Consider the following 15,869-nt stretch of genomic DNA (forward strand, 5'->3'; position numbering starts at 1 on the left):
GGGCCCTCATTGGTGTTGGAATATTATTCCCTTCATCAGTACGTTATATACCGTTGGGCATGTCATGTCCGATAAACGGTGCAACCTTTGCTTTAGTATTCATGAATCTAATCGAGAAGGAGACTGTTATATGAAGTCGAGTTTGTTAAAAAAATGTGCAAGTGTAATGATAAGCAGTACGTTGGTACTGTCTTTATCATTACCGTTGCTAGGTCATGCACATGCGGATGGGAATTTACAGATAAGTGATGATTTTGAACTAGGGGAAGCTCAAGGCTGGACCGCAGGATCGGGGAACTGGTCTGTGGTCAAGGATGGGAATGGATCTACATACCAACAATCTACTCGAAGCGAAAGCCATTCCGTCAAAGGTAACGCCTCATGGACGAACTATAGCGTGCAAGCAGATGTATATGTAAATGATTTTAATGGCTCCAATCGAGTCTACGTTGCAGGTAGATACACAGATTCCAACAACTTCTATGCAGCTTCGTTGTATAACAAGAAAGACGGAGCTCTTGAGATTCGGAAAAAAGTCAAAGGCTCTATGAAGACACTGGCTACGAATAAAAAATACAAACTGGACACGAATACATGGTACAGAGTCAAGCTGGAACTATCCGGTTCGGAAATCAAAATGTATGTCAATGATCAACTGGAACTGTCCGCAACAGACACCAGCCTCACTGCTGGAGCCATTGGCTTGGTAACCTCCAAAGCAGCTGCCCAATTCGATAATGTGATGGTATCCGGTGCTTCTTCTGAGGTAGATCCAGGAACACCGCCTGTGAATCCGACACCAGGTACAGAACAACCGACTCCTGGGGTGGACCCTGATGTAACCTCCAAAAATAACTATAATTTGACTGGCTTTTCGTATGGTAATACAGGTGGTGGCAACATTGCGGATACCGATGCCAACTACAAAAAGGTATACAATGCTGTAGATCTCAACGAAGCACTGAAGAAAGGCAGCAAAGTCAAAGTGATTGAGATTATGAACGATCTTGATCTCGGTTGGAATGAAATTCCTAGTGCTGCCAAAGTAATGCCTTTTAGTGCCAACAATCCTGTACAGACGCATCCTGTTCTGAAAAAGACAGGTGTGAGCAAAGTCTATATCGAAAATATGAATGGGGTTACGATTTTCTCTGCCAATGGTGCGAAAATCAAACATGCTGGCTTTGTCATCAAAAGAAGCTCTAATTTGATTTTCCGTAACCTCGAATTTGATGAGCTTTGGGAGTGGGATGAAGCAACCAAAGGGAACTATGATAAGAATGACTGGGATTATGTTACCATCGAAGGTACAAGTTCCAAGGTATGGATCGACCACTGTACATTTAACAAAGCCTATGATGGTTTGGTAGATGTGAAAAAAGGTAGTAACGGAGTTACGATTTCCTGGTCTTTGTTCAAAGGAGATGACCGCAGCTCCAACAGCTGGGTAACCCAACAAGTCAACGCGATGGAAGCAGACAAGTCTTCCTATCCTATGTACGCGTATCTGAGAAGCAGTGCAGTAGGCATGAGTAAAGAAGATATCATTGATATTGCAGCAGGACAAAAGAAGGCTCATCTAATCGGTGCTACGGAAATGGCTTCCGACAATGCAGACCTGGAGGTGACGCTGCATCATAATTACTATCTGGATATTCAGGATCGCATGCCTCGTCTGCGTGGTGGTAATGCTCATGCATATAACATCGTTATGGACGATGCCGGATTGGCCAGAGCCAAAAAAAGAATTACTTCTGATATGGCTAAAGCAATTGCTGCAAAAGGATACCATTTTGATGTCGTGGGTAATGGTGCAATTTCAACAGAAAACGGCGCGGTGTTGCTAGAAAAATCGTATTTAATTGATGTATTTTCTCCAGTGCGTAATAATCAAAAAGATCCTAACAAAGCGGATTACACAGGTAAAATCAAAGCCGAGGACGTTATCTTTTCGAACAACGGTACCGTATTCAGAGGAGGCAGTGACGATGCGAATAGCCCGTTAGCCCCTTATCCTGCCAAGACCAAGGACTTCTCTTGGAATGGGTTCACAACGTTGCCATACAGCTATACAGCCGAAGACCCTGCCAATCTGGTTGCTCAATTGCAGGCTAAGGATGGAGCGGGTGCAGGTAAGCTGAACTGGTCGAGTGAAAACTGGCTCAAAACGGTGTACAATACGTCCGTTACGAAAAATGCAATAGTGGAAGAAGATTCCGAATAGGTAGGCCATATAAAAAAGCAGCCAGTACAGATAAGCTCTGTTGCTGGCTGCTTTTTTTGTTAACTACGTCTAGGCTGCGTTCGGTACGAACTTAACCAATAACGACAAACGAGGATACGCCAGCAGGTACGGATCTAACGCGGAATAATACTCCATCATCTCTAAAAGTACGCAGAATATAAGGCTGGTTCGTAGGTGTGCGAACATTGTTAAATCGCGCAGTACCAAAACCATCGAAGCCTGCAGCTTGGACAAAGCTTCCATCTAGACGCCGGAGTATAGCAAAGAATCCGGTTGTGTTAAAAGGAACACCGTTTGTGTTAGCCCAGATAACTGTAAATCGGCGTAGAGTTTGTGTAGGGCTCACATTGCGATATCTCGTAACAGGAACCTTTCTGCCCGTAGATTTCAATGTTTGTGGAGGACGAATGGCCACTTCAAATCAACTCCTTTGTTGTGATGAGATAGTAAATGCACACAAAGGAGTTTTCGACTGTGTTATTAACTACGACTTCTTATAAATAGGTATATATCGAACTCAAAATGACACTCCATGTACATTATCGTTCGATTCGGGACCTCATCATGCCCAATCGCGCCGTAGCGTAAAGAGGTCTTTTAACGCGTCTGTAGACAGCTCAGTAATCCAGCCCTCGGTACTGGTTATGATTTGGTCGCTAAGCTGCTGCTTGCTCTCCAACATTTCATCAATGCGTTCCTCCAGCGTGCCCAGCGAGATAAATTTGTGCACCTGTACATCTTTTGTTTGCCCCATCCGATAGGCTCGGTCTGTGGCTTGATTTTCAACAGCCGGATTCCACCAGCGATCAAAGTGAAAGACATGGTTGGCAGCCGTTAGATTTAGACCCACCCCCCCGGCTTTGAGCGACAAAATAAACACGGATGGCTGCTCGGCAGGGGGGAGCGTGTGAGATTGGAATTGGTCAATCATTCGGTCACGGGCCGTTTTGGATGTGCTGCCGTTCAGATAGAGCACGGGCTCTTGCAGCTCCTGAGCGAGTACCTGCTGGAGCATCTGCCCCATACCAATATACTGTGTAAAAATAAGGCAGCGCTCGCCCTCCTCCCGCAGTTCCTTGACCATAGCCAGAATGCGCTCCAGCTTGGATGAACGGCTAATGACCGCTTCAAGATCGGACTGACTATAACCGGAATCCGCGGCATTCGGGAGTGCCTCCTTGGTTAAGAGGGCAGGATGGTCACAAAGCTGCTTCAACTGGGTAAGGGCGGATAAAATGGCTCCTTTCCGTTCAATCCCTTCCAGCTTCTGCATCCGTTCCATCAACTCTTTGACAATCTGGTCATAGAGCGCGCCCTGCTCAGAGGTCAGATGAATGTACGTTTTCATCTCATTCTTGTCAGGCAAATCAAGCTGTATAGCTGGGTCCTTCTTCTTGCGTCGCAGCATGAAGGGCTGAACCAGCTTTTGCAAATCTAACGTGCGCTGCTCGTTATGTTCCTTCTCAATAGCATTAATGAAGCGATTGCTAAAGGCGCGTAAGCTGCCCAGATAACCTGGGTTGATAAAATCATAAATGGACCATAGCTCGGACAACCGATTTTCAATAGGTGTCCCGGTCAACGCGATCCGATGACGTGCAGGAAAGCTGCGCACGGCTGTGGATTGCTTGGTTTGCGCATTTTTAATGTTTTGCGCTTCATCCAGACAGACCGAATCCCAAGTCATGCTTTGTAGCAGCTCTTGATCCAGGGTTGCCGTAGCGAAGGAGGTCAGGATGACATCGGCCTGCTCGACTTCTTCGCGGAACAAGTCTCCCTGCTCCCGCTTGCTTCCATAGTGCAGCATCACCTTTAATGAAGGGGCGAAGCGGCTGAGTTCCTTCTGCCAGTTGCCCAGCACCGAAGTCGGGCAAATCAGCAGCGAGCTGGAACGGACGCCCGTCTCGGCGGCAATATCCTGTAGGTGCAGTAAATAAGTAATAAACTGCACCGTTTTACCGAGTCCCATGTCATCGGCCAGACAGGCACCCAGTCCAAAACGCCGTAAAAAGGCAAGCCATGCATACCCGTCCCGCTGATACGTCCGTAGCTCGGCTTGCAGCCCGTCCGGCACGTCCAATGCAGGCCATTCCGACTGCCGTCCGAGCTGGCTGATCAGCTTCAGCAGATGGGCATTCAGCTCGACTTCCAGTCGGAAGCGTGCCGCATCTTCCGGCTGCTCGCCCGAGGCGTCGCCTTCAGGCTCGTCGGCGTTGCCGAGCAGGTGTAGCTGTAGGATGTCCTGAAAGGACAATCCCTGAGCACTGTCGATCCCGGCCATGGCCCGGCGGATCTGCGCCAGCAACGCGGGGTCGAGCGCGATCCATTGCCCGCGGAAGCGCACCAAGCGCTCGTTGCGAGCGACGAGCTCGGCGAATTCCGACTCGCTCAGATCGGCGTCGCCAATGGCAACACGCCAATCGAACTGGACAATCGAGTCCAGTCCGAACAGCGAGCTGCCCTTCGTGCGCTCTCCCGCCCCTTCGCCCGGGCGTACCTTGGCCCGCAGCTTCGGCTTCTTGCGGGTAGCTGCCTCCCACCAAGCCGGGAGCAGCACCTGCCAACCGCTTTCCAGCAGACGCTGGCTGTCGGTCGTCAGGAATTGCCACGCTGCTTCGTCGGAGAGCGGGTGATTCAGCACGTCATCGCGGCTTCCGGCACGCTGCCCGGCAGGCAAAATCGAGGTCAAGCGTTCTAGCCACCCGGCTGAGCGCTCACGGACATGTGCTGTCCAGGCATCGGGCCATGAGCCGGATGCGTACCCATCATCGGCGAGCTGTACAGACACCAGCAACGCTGGGTCTTGCTTGTCCTGCAACACAAGCTTGAGCTGCCAGGACGGTTCATCGTCCTCCAGCTCTGGCTCCAGCAGTTGCAGAAGCGGCCGAAATGGCGCGGTATCGGCTTTCCAGCCGATGGCGATGAGCCAGGCCCGCGCGTCTAGACCCGCCGCCGGGCGATTGGGAGCGAAGAGAATTGGATATTCTCTTCGCAAATCGGCGGCTTCCGCTTCAGTGCCGTACCAGCGCTGAAATACGGCAGCCGAGAACGCCGCTATCAGCCCATCCTGCTCGTCCTTCTCCAAGCTGTCTAGCAAAGCAAGCTCTGCCGGTTGGATGTTTTCCTGTGCTTCCGCATCCCACATCCATTGCAGCTTCCCTGCCTGGAATGCCGTGAAGCTGGGCACATATGCTTTCGCTTCAATACAGTGAGCAAGTAAAGGGATCAGCCGAAGCCACGGGGCATGGGCCTCGTCCCAGATCCATTCGATATGCTTTAGAAGCTCGCGCTCTGCCAGAAAAGGAATCACCTGCTCCGAAGGCAGCAGGATAATATCCGTGTCTTGAATATGTTGAATCTCCAGCTCGGTGCCATAAAACGAAGCCTCATGCCAAGCAAACAAACGCTGCTTCAGGATTTGGCCGGAAATGCTATAGTTCATGGAGGAATCGCCATAGATCAGCGCGTCTCCATAGGTAGTTAATTGGATATGCACGGTAATCGTTTCGGTATATTGACTCATGATAACAATTTCCCTTTCCGCAATTCCTCTTGTAGCGCCCGCAGGCGGCTATGACGGCTGGTGAAGGTCGTGAAGAACAGCTCCCAGCGTGATTCTTGCTTCATTTTCTTGTACAGCTTGAACAGTCGCTTTAACAGCTTGACTGCTGCTTTATAGCTGGCTCTGTTTTTTTCTAGCACATAACGTTCTACCGCTTGATGGTAAAAGGGGAGTAGTAACTCAGGCGCGTTCTTTTCAATGGGCTGTAACACGCTCACTCGAAAACTCAATGGTTCACTGCGTATGCTTAGCTGATAGTCGATCCATGACCGCCATTTTTCGTGGGCAAGCAGCGCCTCTTCATACATTCCTCCAGCAAATGGAAGCATACCCACCAGCGTGTCCCACATGTCCTGCTCCGCTTCTGGAAGGTGCTGCAAAACCACATCCCAATCATGCATATAATCCTGTAAATGGTCATCCCGATGACTGTGAAGCAGGGGACCGATATGCTGCAGTCCGTCCTTGAGACGTGCCCAATCCTCGGCTTTGCGCAACGCCTGTAAGAACAAAAGCAATTGGTTGGAAGAGATTTTTAGTGGAAAAGCTCGTTCCGCTTCCTGAAGAAGTACCCAGGCTTCATTATCCTGCGATTGGTAAATATGCATCCAGCTACGAGCCAACATCCATGGAAGCCGTGCTAAAGTTGTGCCGAGATCCTCCTCAGCCGCCTGTAAATGCTGTAATTCCTCCGTATATATGCTGGAGTCCTGTCTTTCGGGGTGCACCCAGTTCAGCCAAAACTGATAATACGTGTCTGAAAAATAAGTACCGTTACGCGATTCTGTCAGCATTTTTCGGCGTAAATAGGCTAAGGTTTCTGCGATACGGGCTTCTTGCATCGATTCATCGGTCAGCTCCAGCGGGCTTTCAAAATCACGCTCGATAGCTTCTTTAAGCTCATCGGCGGCGATTTGCGTGTAATACCCCATATAGGTATGAGAGGGATAGCCCGGCATGGGAGACTGAGGCACCAGCTTTTCCAGCACACGCAGATGAGCATGCAGTCCGTATAGCTGTTGCATGCCGGGTGAAAGCGGTGGCTTCACAGCATAGATCGAGGCTAAAGCGCTTTGGACATATTGGGAATTTTGTGTGTTCACACGGTTAAGGGCGATACACTGATCGAACAGATCATGCCACTCTGAAATGGGCATGTCTGGTATCTTGCTTGCTGTTTTACTGAGAGCGTTTCTTGTTGCTTCCTTGTGATCCGGTGAAAGATTCGACCGGGAAGGAGGTGTGGTACGCGTGTCAGCTTTTGCCGCCAATCGGGTGAATCCCGCCGAATGAGCGTTCACTAAAGCATGTACAGAACGTTCCTGTTCATTCGCGTAATTCAGTAGTACGGCGATCATATGCTTGCAGTTGGTGTGGACAGGGCATGTGCATCTGCTGGCAGCAAAAGCACTCAAGTGGAGATCCACCTCGTATAGCTCGCTTCCATCCACGACAGCTGCAATATGATCGGCATCAGGCATTGCGAATTCTTTTACCTTTCCTTGCTTAAAATACTGGAAACCTCGTTTGATCGTCACGTCATTAAAATGGTCAGCCACGTTTTGAATAAGCTGTTGCCACTGTATATCATCCATAAGATAGGTTGGTTTCATATGATTAGTCTCCTAAGAGAGAATAGTTGATCAGGTAGTAGCTTAACTCTTCCATTATATCAGTTCACGAATATAAATTGAGTGGAGGGAGAGTTGGAAAATTTCGAAGAATATCCGTTGGATAAAGCAAAAAGCCCCCTTACTCTATAGCGTAAGGGGACTTGAGTCATCAGGCAAGAATGGGAGCTATCCTCTACTGTTTCCCATCCAGATTCTCCACTCGGCGGAAGACCATGGAGATGACAAGAAGTACCAAGGGGACTGCCGCGCATATAATAATACCAAAGTAACCTGTTATTTTATCGAAATTGCCTATTTCAATAAAACTTTGGGGATACATGCTCAGGGAAAATAATAAAATTAACGGGAGATAACAGATGTACCTATTCCACTTTTGGGTGAGCTGGCTGATCCCGGCAACAATATAGAAATAATAGTTTGAGGCGGTCATGAAGATTTTGATCGTCCACAAAATGATAAATAATATTTCAAATCGTTCTAGGAACGCGCCAGGGAATTCAATTTGCTGTGCAAAAGAAACGACCGGCCATTGCAATCGGGAAACTTCTTCAACTGACATACAGCCAACGACCATCGTTACCATCAAGAGATACAAACCCATTGCAATCGAGTAGCCGATCCAGCCTGCCTTCCACGCCTTTTGTGGATTGGCCATAACATTTGTTAATATGAGCACCGATTCAAAACCCATTGCCGAAAAAGGTACAACTTTAAGAGATTGGAAGATCGGGCCCCATCCTTTATGAAAAACAGGGCGCAAATTATCGATGTCAAAATGATTGATATTGAAAACGATCAACAATAAAAAAACAATAAGGGTTAAAGGAAAAAAAAGCTCGACCAATCGAACCATCGCATGGAGACCGCCCCAAGTCAAATACCCTATAAGCAGAAGAAACGGAAAAATAATCATGCCTATTGGCGTTCTCTCCAATGCAAGGCCTTTGAGGAATTCCGCCATCATTCTGCATACAAGCGAGCAGATCATCGTGCAATATACAATAAATGCGATATTGATGAGTTGACCGATGAATTTACCTGCGATCGCAGGATTGAACTCATAGAACGTCTTCCCTGGAAATCGTTGACACAATTTAACATGGATAAAAATCACGCCTATCCCAAGCAGACTTGCCAGCAAAAGTCCCTGCCACACGTCGGGCGTTTTTGTCTGCTCCGCAATGGTTCTTGGTAAACTGACAATACCCACAGCATACACGGTCGAAGTGACGGTAAATAAGGCTTGCAGAGTAGATATTTTTTCCTGTTTCATGGAAGGTATGTTGGACATTACGCTCCCTCTCCTTTTGTATAAGCACCTGTTCGTTCGATCTGTACTTTAGCTTGAACATCGATCGGTATTTGACTGAATGTATCTTGCCAATTTTCCTTTACCCGATCCCAGTAAGCGGGATAGTTCACTTTTACTTTTGTGCCAAAACCGACTACATCTGCTCTCATTTCTTTCTGGAGCGTGTTTAACGATAGGGATACTGTTTGTTTGATTTCATCTTGCGCCGCTTCTTTAGCGGTTTGGATGAATGATTCCTTCAGGAAGTCTACAGAATTATCCGAGCTTTCGTTTAGTTTGATATCTGCTTTAATACGAACTGTGAATGAGAGATCCTGCCCGTTGAGGTGGGGGATAAGTTTTGTATGGACATCCTCAACTTCAAACACCATGGATTGTTCCGATTTTGGGCCTTCAGTTCTAATAATTGAACCCTTCGTTTTTCCCAGCATCCAGTTGATCCCGTTAACATCCTCTTCGTCTAGCCAATAAGCAAATTTCTTCGTTTTGCCGCTGACCAAAGCTGCGCCTGAGAAGTGGTTGCCTTCATTGGTTTCTAGGCATTGAATGACGAAGTCAGATCCTTGTGAAATATGTGTAGAAATTTCCCCTAATGTTATTCTATAGGGTATTTTGGAGTTGAAATCGCTATTTTTAGCCAATGCTTCAAGGTCAATGGAAGGTATCTCTTTATGTTTGCCGATCTTATTGAGCGCTTCTTTCGCACTGCCCTTAACGATCATAACAAGTGATTTTCGACTCGGTTTATAGGAGCGAGTAAACGTATCTAACAATTGGTCGATTCTTGTTTTTTGTATAGCTTGGTCACTAATCAAAATCAAGCGAATAAAACTATATAAAGGAGCACGGGATACCAGCTTGGCCTGTTCCCTTGAAGCAGATTGAATGGAATTTTTGTTAAAGGTTGTTACGTTGCTATACATATTTTTTCTGGATTTCTGCGCTATTAAATGCTGGTAGGTAAGCTCCAGCATTTCCTGCTCATCTGTATCAATGGCGACGCCTTGAATGATACTCAAGTTATCGATCTCTCTGCTGTCCCAACAACCAGTGAGGAGAGCACATGCGATCCATACGGCGACGCATTTTTGCACCCGTAGGGTTCGACGAAACAGAAAGATGTAAGAGATCATTGGCTTACTTCCTTTTCCTGTTAGATTGTGTTTCGTCCAGTGTTTTTAGCATCATAGGACGTTTTTTGAGGTATTTAAAAGGAACCCGGACCAAAGTATCTTGTTGATCTCTTAGCCGAATTGGGGCTAGAGGTGACATATAAGGAACTCCAAAGCTTTTGATCTGGACCATGTGTACGCCTAAGCAAATAAAGGCTAAAATCACGCCATACAGCCCATAAATCCCTGCAATCATCATAATGGGAAAACGAAGAAGCCGTATTCCAATACTGCCGCTGTACTGCGGGCTTGCAAAGGACGCAATGGCCGTAAGACCAACGACAATAATCAGAAAAGCACTTACGACCGCCGCCTCGACCGCTGCTTGTCCAATCACAAGACCGCCTACAATACCGATGACTTGTCCTATGCCTTTAGGTAGTCGCAGACTTGCCTCGCGTAATATTTCCAATGATAACTCCATGATTAGAGCTTCCACAAAAACGGGAAAAGGAATTCCCTCCCTTGAGGCAACGATAGAGATCACCAGCTCAGGCGGGATTAATCCAGGATGAAAAGAAATAAGTGCAACGTATAGCGAAGGCAGGAATGTTGCAATGAACAGAGCCATTAAACGAAGCATACGAAAAAATGTTCCTAAAGGAAAACGCTCGTAATAATCCTCTGGGGATTGAGCCAGCATCCAGAAGGTCATGGGAGCAATCAGGACAAAAGGAGTGCCATCAAGCATAATGACAACTCTTCCGGACATTAAAGCATTTATAGCTTTATCCGAGCGTTCAGAGGCTTGAATCTGTGGGAACGGAGACCATGAATGTTCCTCAATCCATTGCTCAATAATCCCGGTATCGGAAGCATCGTCCACATCAATCGTTTCGACTCTTTGTTTAACTTCCTGAACTAGCTCTGGATTTGCGATATCTGATATGTACAAGATCGCTAATTTCCGTGAAGATCTCCTTCCTATGGTCATTTTATCTATTTTGAAACTTAGATCTTTGATATGCCGCCTTACCATTGCCAAGTTGCTTTCCAAATCTTCAATAAAACCTTCTCTCGGCCCTCTAACCAAAGTTTCGGTGCTCGGTTCATCGACACTTCGCGAAGGAAACTGGCCCGTAGAAGCAAAAAAAACTTCATCGGTTCCTTCGATCAGCAGACAAGTATTTCCCGATAACACTTCAATTACACATGTCTCAAGGTCTGCCCCTTCTTTCGTACCGATCGTAAATGCCGTCTGCTGTATCAGTTCCTCCTTTATTTTCTCCAGATTAACTTGGGAGTGGTTTTCACGGATTCCAGTCAAAATGAGTGGCTTAACGATTTGTTCGTTAATTATGCCCGTATTCGCAATACCGGAGAGATAAACCATCACTACATGAATTCCCGTTTGTCCCACGTCCATTTTTTTGAAGACGACATCAGGAAGATGACCCAGGGTCTTTTTTAGATGGTCCAATTTCTCCTCGAGTGATCTCGCCATGACTTGTCCTCCTTCAAAAGCTTAAATCAACGATATACATGTAATATGTGTAAAATGGTAATATATATTCATGAAATGGTAATTTAGCGTGTTCGACGATGGAGGAGCTGAAGACGCGAGAGACAGAGGGAGTTTTTTGGAGTATATGTAAACAAAAACGAACACCAGTGGTGTCCGTCGTTGGTCATACATATGAGGCGAGAGTGCTCTATCCCTAAGATAACGCCATATAAACTACTCCGAGTGGAGGTCACTTTTTGAACTCGTAGAAATGTGCCTCCAACATGCTCAGAGAAAGCTCGGCAGTAGTGGCTACCACGATATCCGCACCTTGCATTTGCGAAGGTGTTCCTACACCGACCGCGAACATCCCGGCGCCTTTGATCGCCTGTATGCCAGCCTGTGCGTCCTCTATACCGATACAGTCGGCAGGCTGAACGCCCAGATTTGCGGCTCCGGTGAGGAAAATTTCCGGGTCAGGTTTGCCATGCCGAATGGCGGTAACATCCACCACACTGTCAAAATAGTACGCTAGCTCCAGTCGCTCCAGGATAAATGCTGCATTTTTGCTTGCAGAGGCCAGCGCGATGCCGATTCGGGCTTCACGAAGCTCTGTCAGAAGCGCTTTAATGCCTGGAAGAATGTCCGAGGGAGTTACAGCTGAGATGAGCCGCTGATACTCCGTATTTTTCCGTGTGGCCAGTTCTTGCTTGCCTTCTTCTGAAAACGTATCGGACAGGTTACCGCGCGCCAGTATTTTGTCGAGCGATTCCGTACGGCTGATTCCTTTTAACTGTTCATTAAATTCCCGATCAAAAGGGATGCTGAGCGCTGCCGCCAAGCTGCCCCATGCCTGAAAATGATATTCTGCGGTATCTGTAATGACTCCGTCCAGATCAAAAATGACTGCTTTCATTTGGTTTCCCCCCTGTCTGCCCGATTTATGAAACGCTGTTCGTCATTAACGACTGTCCACTGGTAATGTGCGTTGGCTCTCCATACAGCTCCAGCGTCAGCGGTTCTCCGTCCAACAGGGTAATGATCACTTCATTTTCCTGTACGAGAATACTTAACAAGCGACCGCGATAGTTGATTTTAAACGTATATTTGCTCCAGCCTTGAGGCAGGAAGGGGGAGAAGCTTAATGTTTCACGATACGTTCTCATCCCGGCAAATCCCTGTACAATCGCCAGCCAGCTTCCTGTCATGGAAGTGATATGAAGTCCGTCTTCGGTATCGTTATTGTAGTTATCCAGATCCAGACGGGCCGTCCGCTTATACATCTCGACTGCCTTTTCCTCCATTTTGAGTTCGGCAGCCAGCACGGCATGAATGGACGGGGACAGACTGGATTCATGAACAGTCATTGGCTCGTAAAATGCAAAATTGCGCGCTTTTTCTTCCAGCGTAAACTGGTCTCCAAAGAAATACAGCCCTTGCAGCACATCTGCCTGCTTAATGAAGCAGGAACGAAGGATTTTATCCCATGACCATTTCTGATTTAGTGGAAGGTTGCTGGGATCAAGGGAGGATACAGGCTGCAAATCCTTATCCATAAAGGTATCGTGCTGTACGAAGACTTGCCGCTCCTCATCATAGGGATAATACATGTGAGTGATGATATCCTGCCAATGTGCAAGCTCATCAGCCGTAACCGCTAGATGCATTGATTTTTCTGCTGAAATTTGAGGTAAGACCGATAAGGTATATTTCAAAACCCATGCAGCCAGCGTGTTGGTATACCAGTTGTTATTGACGTTATTTTCGTATTCGTTCGGCCCGGTAACCCCGTGGATCATATACTGCTGCTGGCTTTTGGAAAAGTGAACCCGGTCGGCCCAGAAGCGGCTAATTTCGACCAGTACATCTATGCCGTACTGATGAAGGTAGGAGGAGTCCCCCGTATAGTTGGTGTAATTGTAAATGGCATACGCAATGGCCCCGTTACGGTGGATTTCCTCAAAGGTAATCTCCCATTCGTTATGGCACTCCACACCTGTAAAAGTGACCATAGGGTATAGTGCACCCCGTAGCCCTTGCTGGGCTGCGTTATGCTTGGCACCCTCTAGTTGTTGGTGACGGTACAGCAGCAGATTTCGGGTTACATCCGGGTCTGCGAGCGCCAGGTACATAGGTACGGCATATGCTTCTGTGTCCCAATAGGTGGCACCGCCATATTTTTCACCTGTAAAGCCCTTGGGACCAATGTTCAGACGGGCATCTTCGCCGTAGTACGTAGAGAACAGTTGAAAAATGTTAAAGCGTATTCCCTGCTGGGCCTCTGTATCTCCCTCGATTTCTACATCTGCTTTGTCCCAACGTCGGGCCCAAGCTGCGACATGCTCCTGCTTGAGGGAGGTGTAGCCTTTGTTCACAGCCTCCACAGCGATGCGTTCAGCTTGTGGAATCAGTGCATCCTTTTCCATATCCCGTGAGGTGGTAACCGCCACAATTTTTTGCAGCTGGATACTGTCGCCCGGAGCGACGCTGTATTGATAGTGGCGTGCAGCATACAAAAAGCTCTCTTCCGTCGTCTGCAGATCCTGTCCCTCGGTCACAATACCCATGGTAGCGTTTACGGTAAAGCGCGGAATACCGAAGGGATTATCTATAGTTGTTGTGGACAGGCTGATGAATTGTTCTTGAACCTCTCGGGCCTCCTCCAACCAAAAAACCTCGTCATAGTTCGTGTCTTCATTCTTCGTATTGCCGTCCAAATAAGGGACAAGCTCTATGGTTAGAGGCTGCTCGCTTATATTCGTTGCTTGGTAATCAATCAGGCATAGCTCACGAGTGGTGATGCTCAGAAAACGCTCCGTAGTGATACGAACCTGATCGTTCACGGTGCAGGTGCGTCGCAGGATACCCTGTTTCATGTCCAACTCCTGCACAAAATCGCTGATGTGTGCCGTAAATAAGTCTACTTCCTCTTGGTTTACGATCAGACGGATGCCGATGAAGTTCATGGCATTGATGACCTTACCAAAATATTCAGGATAGCCGTTTTTCCACCAGCCGACCTTTGTTTTGTCGGGGAACCATACACCGGAGATATACGTTCCCTGATGATGATCACCTGAATAAGCTTCTTCAAAATTGCCGCGCATGCCCATATAACCGTTGCCTATGGACGTTATGCTTTCCTGTAATCGCATGTGTGTGCTATGTAGAGTGTGTGTTGTCAGCTTCCAGCTATCTACGTCAAATAATCGGTTGTAAACCATGATTGCGTACCCCTCTCGGAAAATGAGATCGTTGTTTTAACGAAACCAGTATATGAGCGAGTTCAGTATATAGTGCAACCGTTTGCCCTGTCAACGCAAAAAAACTGATTTTATGGGTTTCCACAAAATCAGTTCTTGTTCATTTCCGCTAAGAATCATAGTAATTGGCTGGATTTGCGCTCCACGATTCGGTGGGGAACAATGATGTGCTTGGTCAATTCCTTGGGGTCCTCGATTTTTTCAATCAGGCTTTTGGCTGCCTGATAACCTAGAGTGAAGATATCAATATCCACGGAAGTCAGAGGGGGATTCATCAGCTCAGCTAGCATTAGATTATTGAAGCTCACCATGGATAACTGCTCTGGCATGGACACGCCTAGCTGAGAAAGCATTTTCTGTACTGCCATGGCTACAAGGTCGTCGCTAACGATCATCGCGGTAGGCGGCGGGGTGGCCTGCAATAATGTCCGCATGTCCTCCAGATTAAATGGCTCTCTGACCACGTATTCCTTGGGTAAAGGCAAGCCTGCCTCTCGCAACGCATCCTGGTAGCCTCGGAGTCTTTCAATATTCACGATGTGTTCATGATCACCGCCAACATAAGCAATGTGCTGATGATTCAGCCCAGTCAAATAAGTGACCACATCCTTGGCAGCCTGGTAGTTATCGTTATCTACATGGGTAGTTTCACTGACAAATTGCTGAGGCTTACCGATTACGGTGTAAGGTATTTTTTCTTTATGAAGATACTCCACAATGCTATCTTTTTGTTTGGAGTACAGAACAATATAGCCGTCAACACGTCCGGTCCGGGTCATCAGCTTCACGCGGGATAGCAATTCATCACTCGTTTTTCCTGTGACAATGGACAGTGTATAGTTGTGCTCATTCACCCATTCGCTGATCCCGCGAAGGCTTTCCGGAAAGAACGGATTTTGAAAGATTGCCACATCCGATTCAGGCATAATAATGCCAATTGACTGTGTGACACGGTTAGCCAGACTCTGAGCTGAATAGTTGGGTTCATAGCCAAGCGCCTTCATTTCTTTACGGACACGTGCCTTGGTCGCTTCGCTGATTTTGGGGCTGTCTTGAATGACACGGGATACGGTGGAAGTAGCAACATTAGCACGTTTTGCGACATCTTTGATGGTTACTGCCATCGTCTTCGTCTCCTTTTGCTATCTCAAGCAGGAAATATTATGTTCTATCATACGATATTGCTCGAAAATCAACAAATTCGCGGCTTTTTCGAGTATTTCTATGATCATTAGCC

Annotated in this window: 10 protein-coding genes; 1 reads left to right on the forward strand and 9 read right to left on the reverse strand. The window is 47.3% G+C overall.

Annotation, left to right across the window (positions count from 1 at the left end):
• Positions 1–130 precede the first annotated feature (130 nt).
• A complete protein-coding gene (locus ACL9RM_RS18530; protein ID WP_323873130.1) occupies positions 131–2,224 on the forward strand; it encodes a family 16 glycoside hydrolase in 2,094 nt (697 codons plus the stop codon).
• A 91-nt stretch (positions 2,225–2,315) separates the two neighbouring features.
• Here the strand turns inward: ACL9RM_RS18530 and ACL9RM_RS18535 are convergent, their stop codons facing one another.
• From ACL9RM_RS18535 to ACL9RM_RS18575, 9 genes are all read right to left on the reverse strand, one after another.
• On the reverse strand, positions 2,316–2,591 hold the full coding sequence (locus ACL9RM_RS18535; RefSeq protein ID WP_422759384.1) for a hypothetical protein: 276 nt from the start codon (positions 2,589–2,591) through the stop codon (positions 2,316–2,318).
• 216 nt (positions 2,592–2,807) lie between these two features.
• The gene (locus tag ACL9RM_RS18540; protein WP_414126434.1) at positions 2,808–5,768 is read right to left on the reverse strand and encodes a DEAD/DEAH box helicase; all 2,961 of its coding nucleotides are present in this window, start codon (positions 5,766–5,768) and stop codon (positions 2,808–2,810) included.
• Positions 5,765–7,420, reverse strand: a complete 1,656-nt coding sequence (locus ACL9RM_RS18545; protein ID WP_250267196.1) for an SWIM zinc finger family protein — start codon at positions 7,418–7,420, stop codon at positions 5,765–5,767. The genes ACL9RM_RS18540 and ACL9RM_RS18545 overlap by 4 nt, the downstream gene beginning before the upstream one ends.
• 193 nt (positions 7,421–7,613) lie before the next feature.
• Positions 7,614–8,714, reverse strand: a complete 1,101-nt coding sequence (locus ACL9RM_RS18550) for a GerAB/ArcD/ProY family transporter (protein WP_250267197.1) — start codon at positions 8,712–8,714, stop codon at positions 7,614–7,616.
• Between the two features lie 17 nt (positions 8,715–8,731).
• Positions 8,732–9,886, reverse strand: a complete 1,155-nt coding sequence (locus ACL9RM_RS18555; RefSeq protein ID WP_250267198.1) for a Ger(x)C family spore germination protein — start codon at positions 9,884–9,886, stop codon at positions 8,732–8,734.
• A 4-nt stretch (positions 9,887–9,890) separates the two neighbouring features.
• Entirely contained in the window at positions 9,891–11,369 is a 1,479-nt protein-coding gene (locus tag ACL9RM_RS18560; RefSeq protein WP_414126436.1) for a spore germination protein, read from the reverse strand.
• Positions 11,370–11,619: 250 nt separating this feature from the next.
• Positions 11,620–12,285 (reverse strand): beta-phosphoglucomutase, encoded by a 666-nt coding sequence (gene pgmB / locus ACL9RM_RS18565; protein WP_025722091.1) that lies wholly within the window; start codon positions 12,283–12,285, stop codon positions 11,620–11,622.
• 25 nt (positions 12,286–12,310) lie between these two features.
• Complete coding sequence (locus ACL9RM_RS18570) at positions 12,311–14,593, reverse strand: glycoside hydrolase family 65 protein (protein WP_414126437.1); 2,283 nt, start codon at positions 14,591–14,593, stop codon at positions 12,311–12,313.
• Between the two features lie 155 nt (positions 14,594–14,748).
• Positions 14,749–15,756 carry a LacI family DNA-binding transcriptional regulator gene (locus tag ACL9RM_RS18575; protein WP_103048414.1) on the reverse strand — a complete coding sequence of 336 codons (1,008 nt, stop codon included), beginning with the start codon at positions 15,754–15,756 and terminating at the stop codon, positions 14,749–14,751.
• Between the last annotated feature and the right edge of the window lie 113 nt (positions 15,757–15,869).

This window comes from Paenibacillus sp. S29, from assembly GCF_049319765.1.
Lineage (GTDB): Bacteria > Bacillota > Bacilli > Paenibacillales > Paenibacillaceae > Paenibacillus > Paenibacillus polymyxa_B.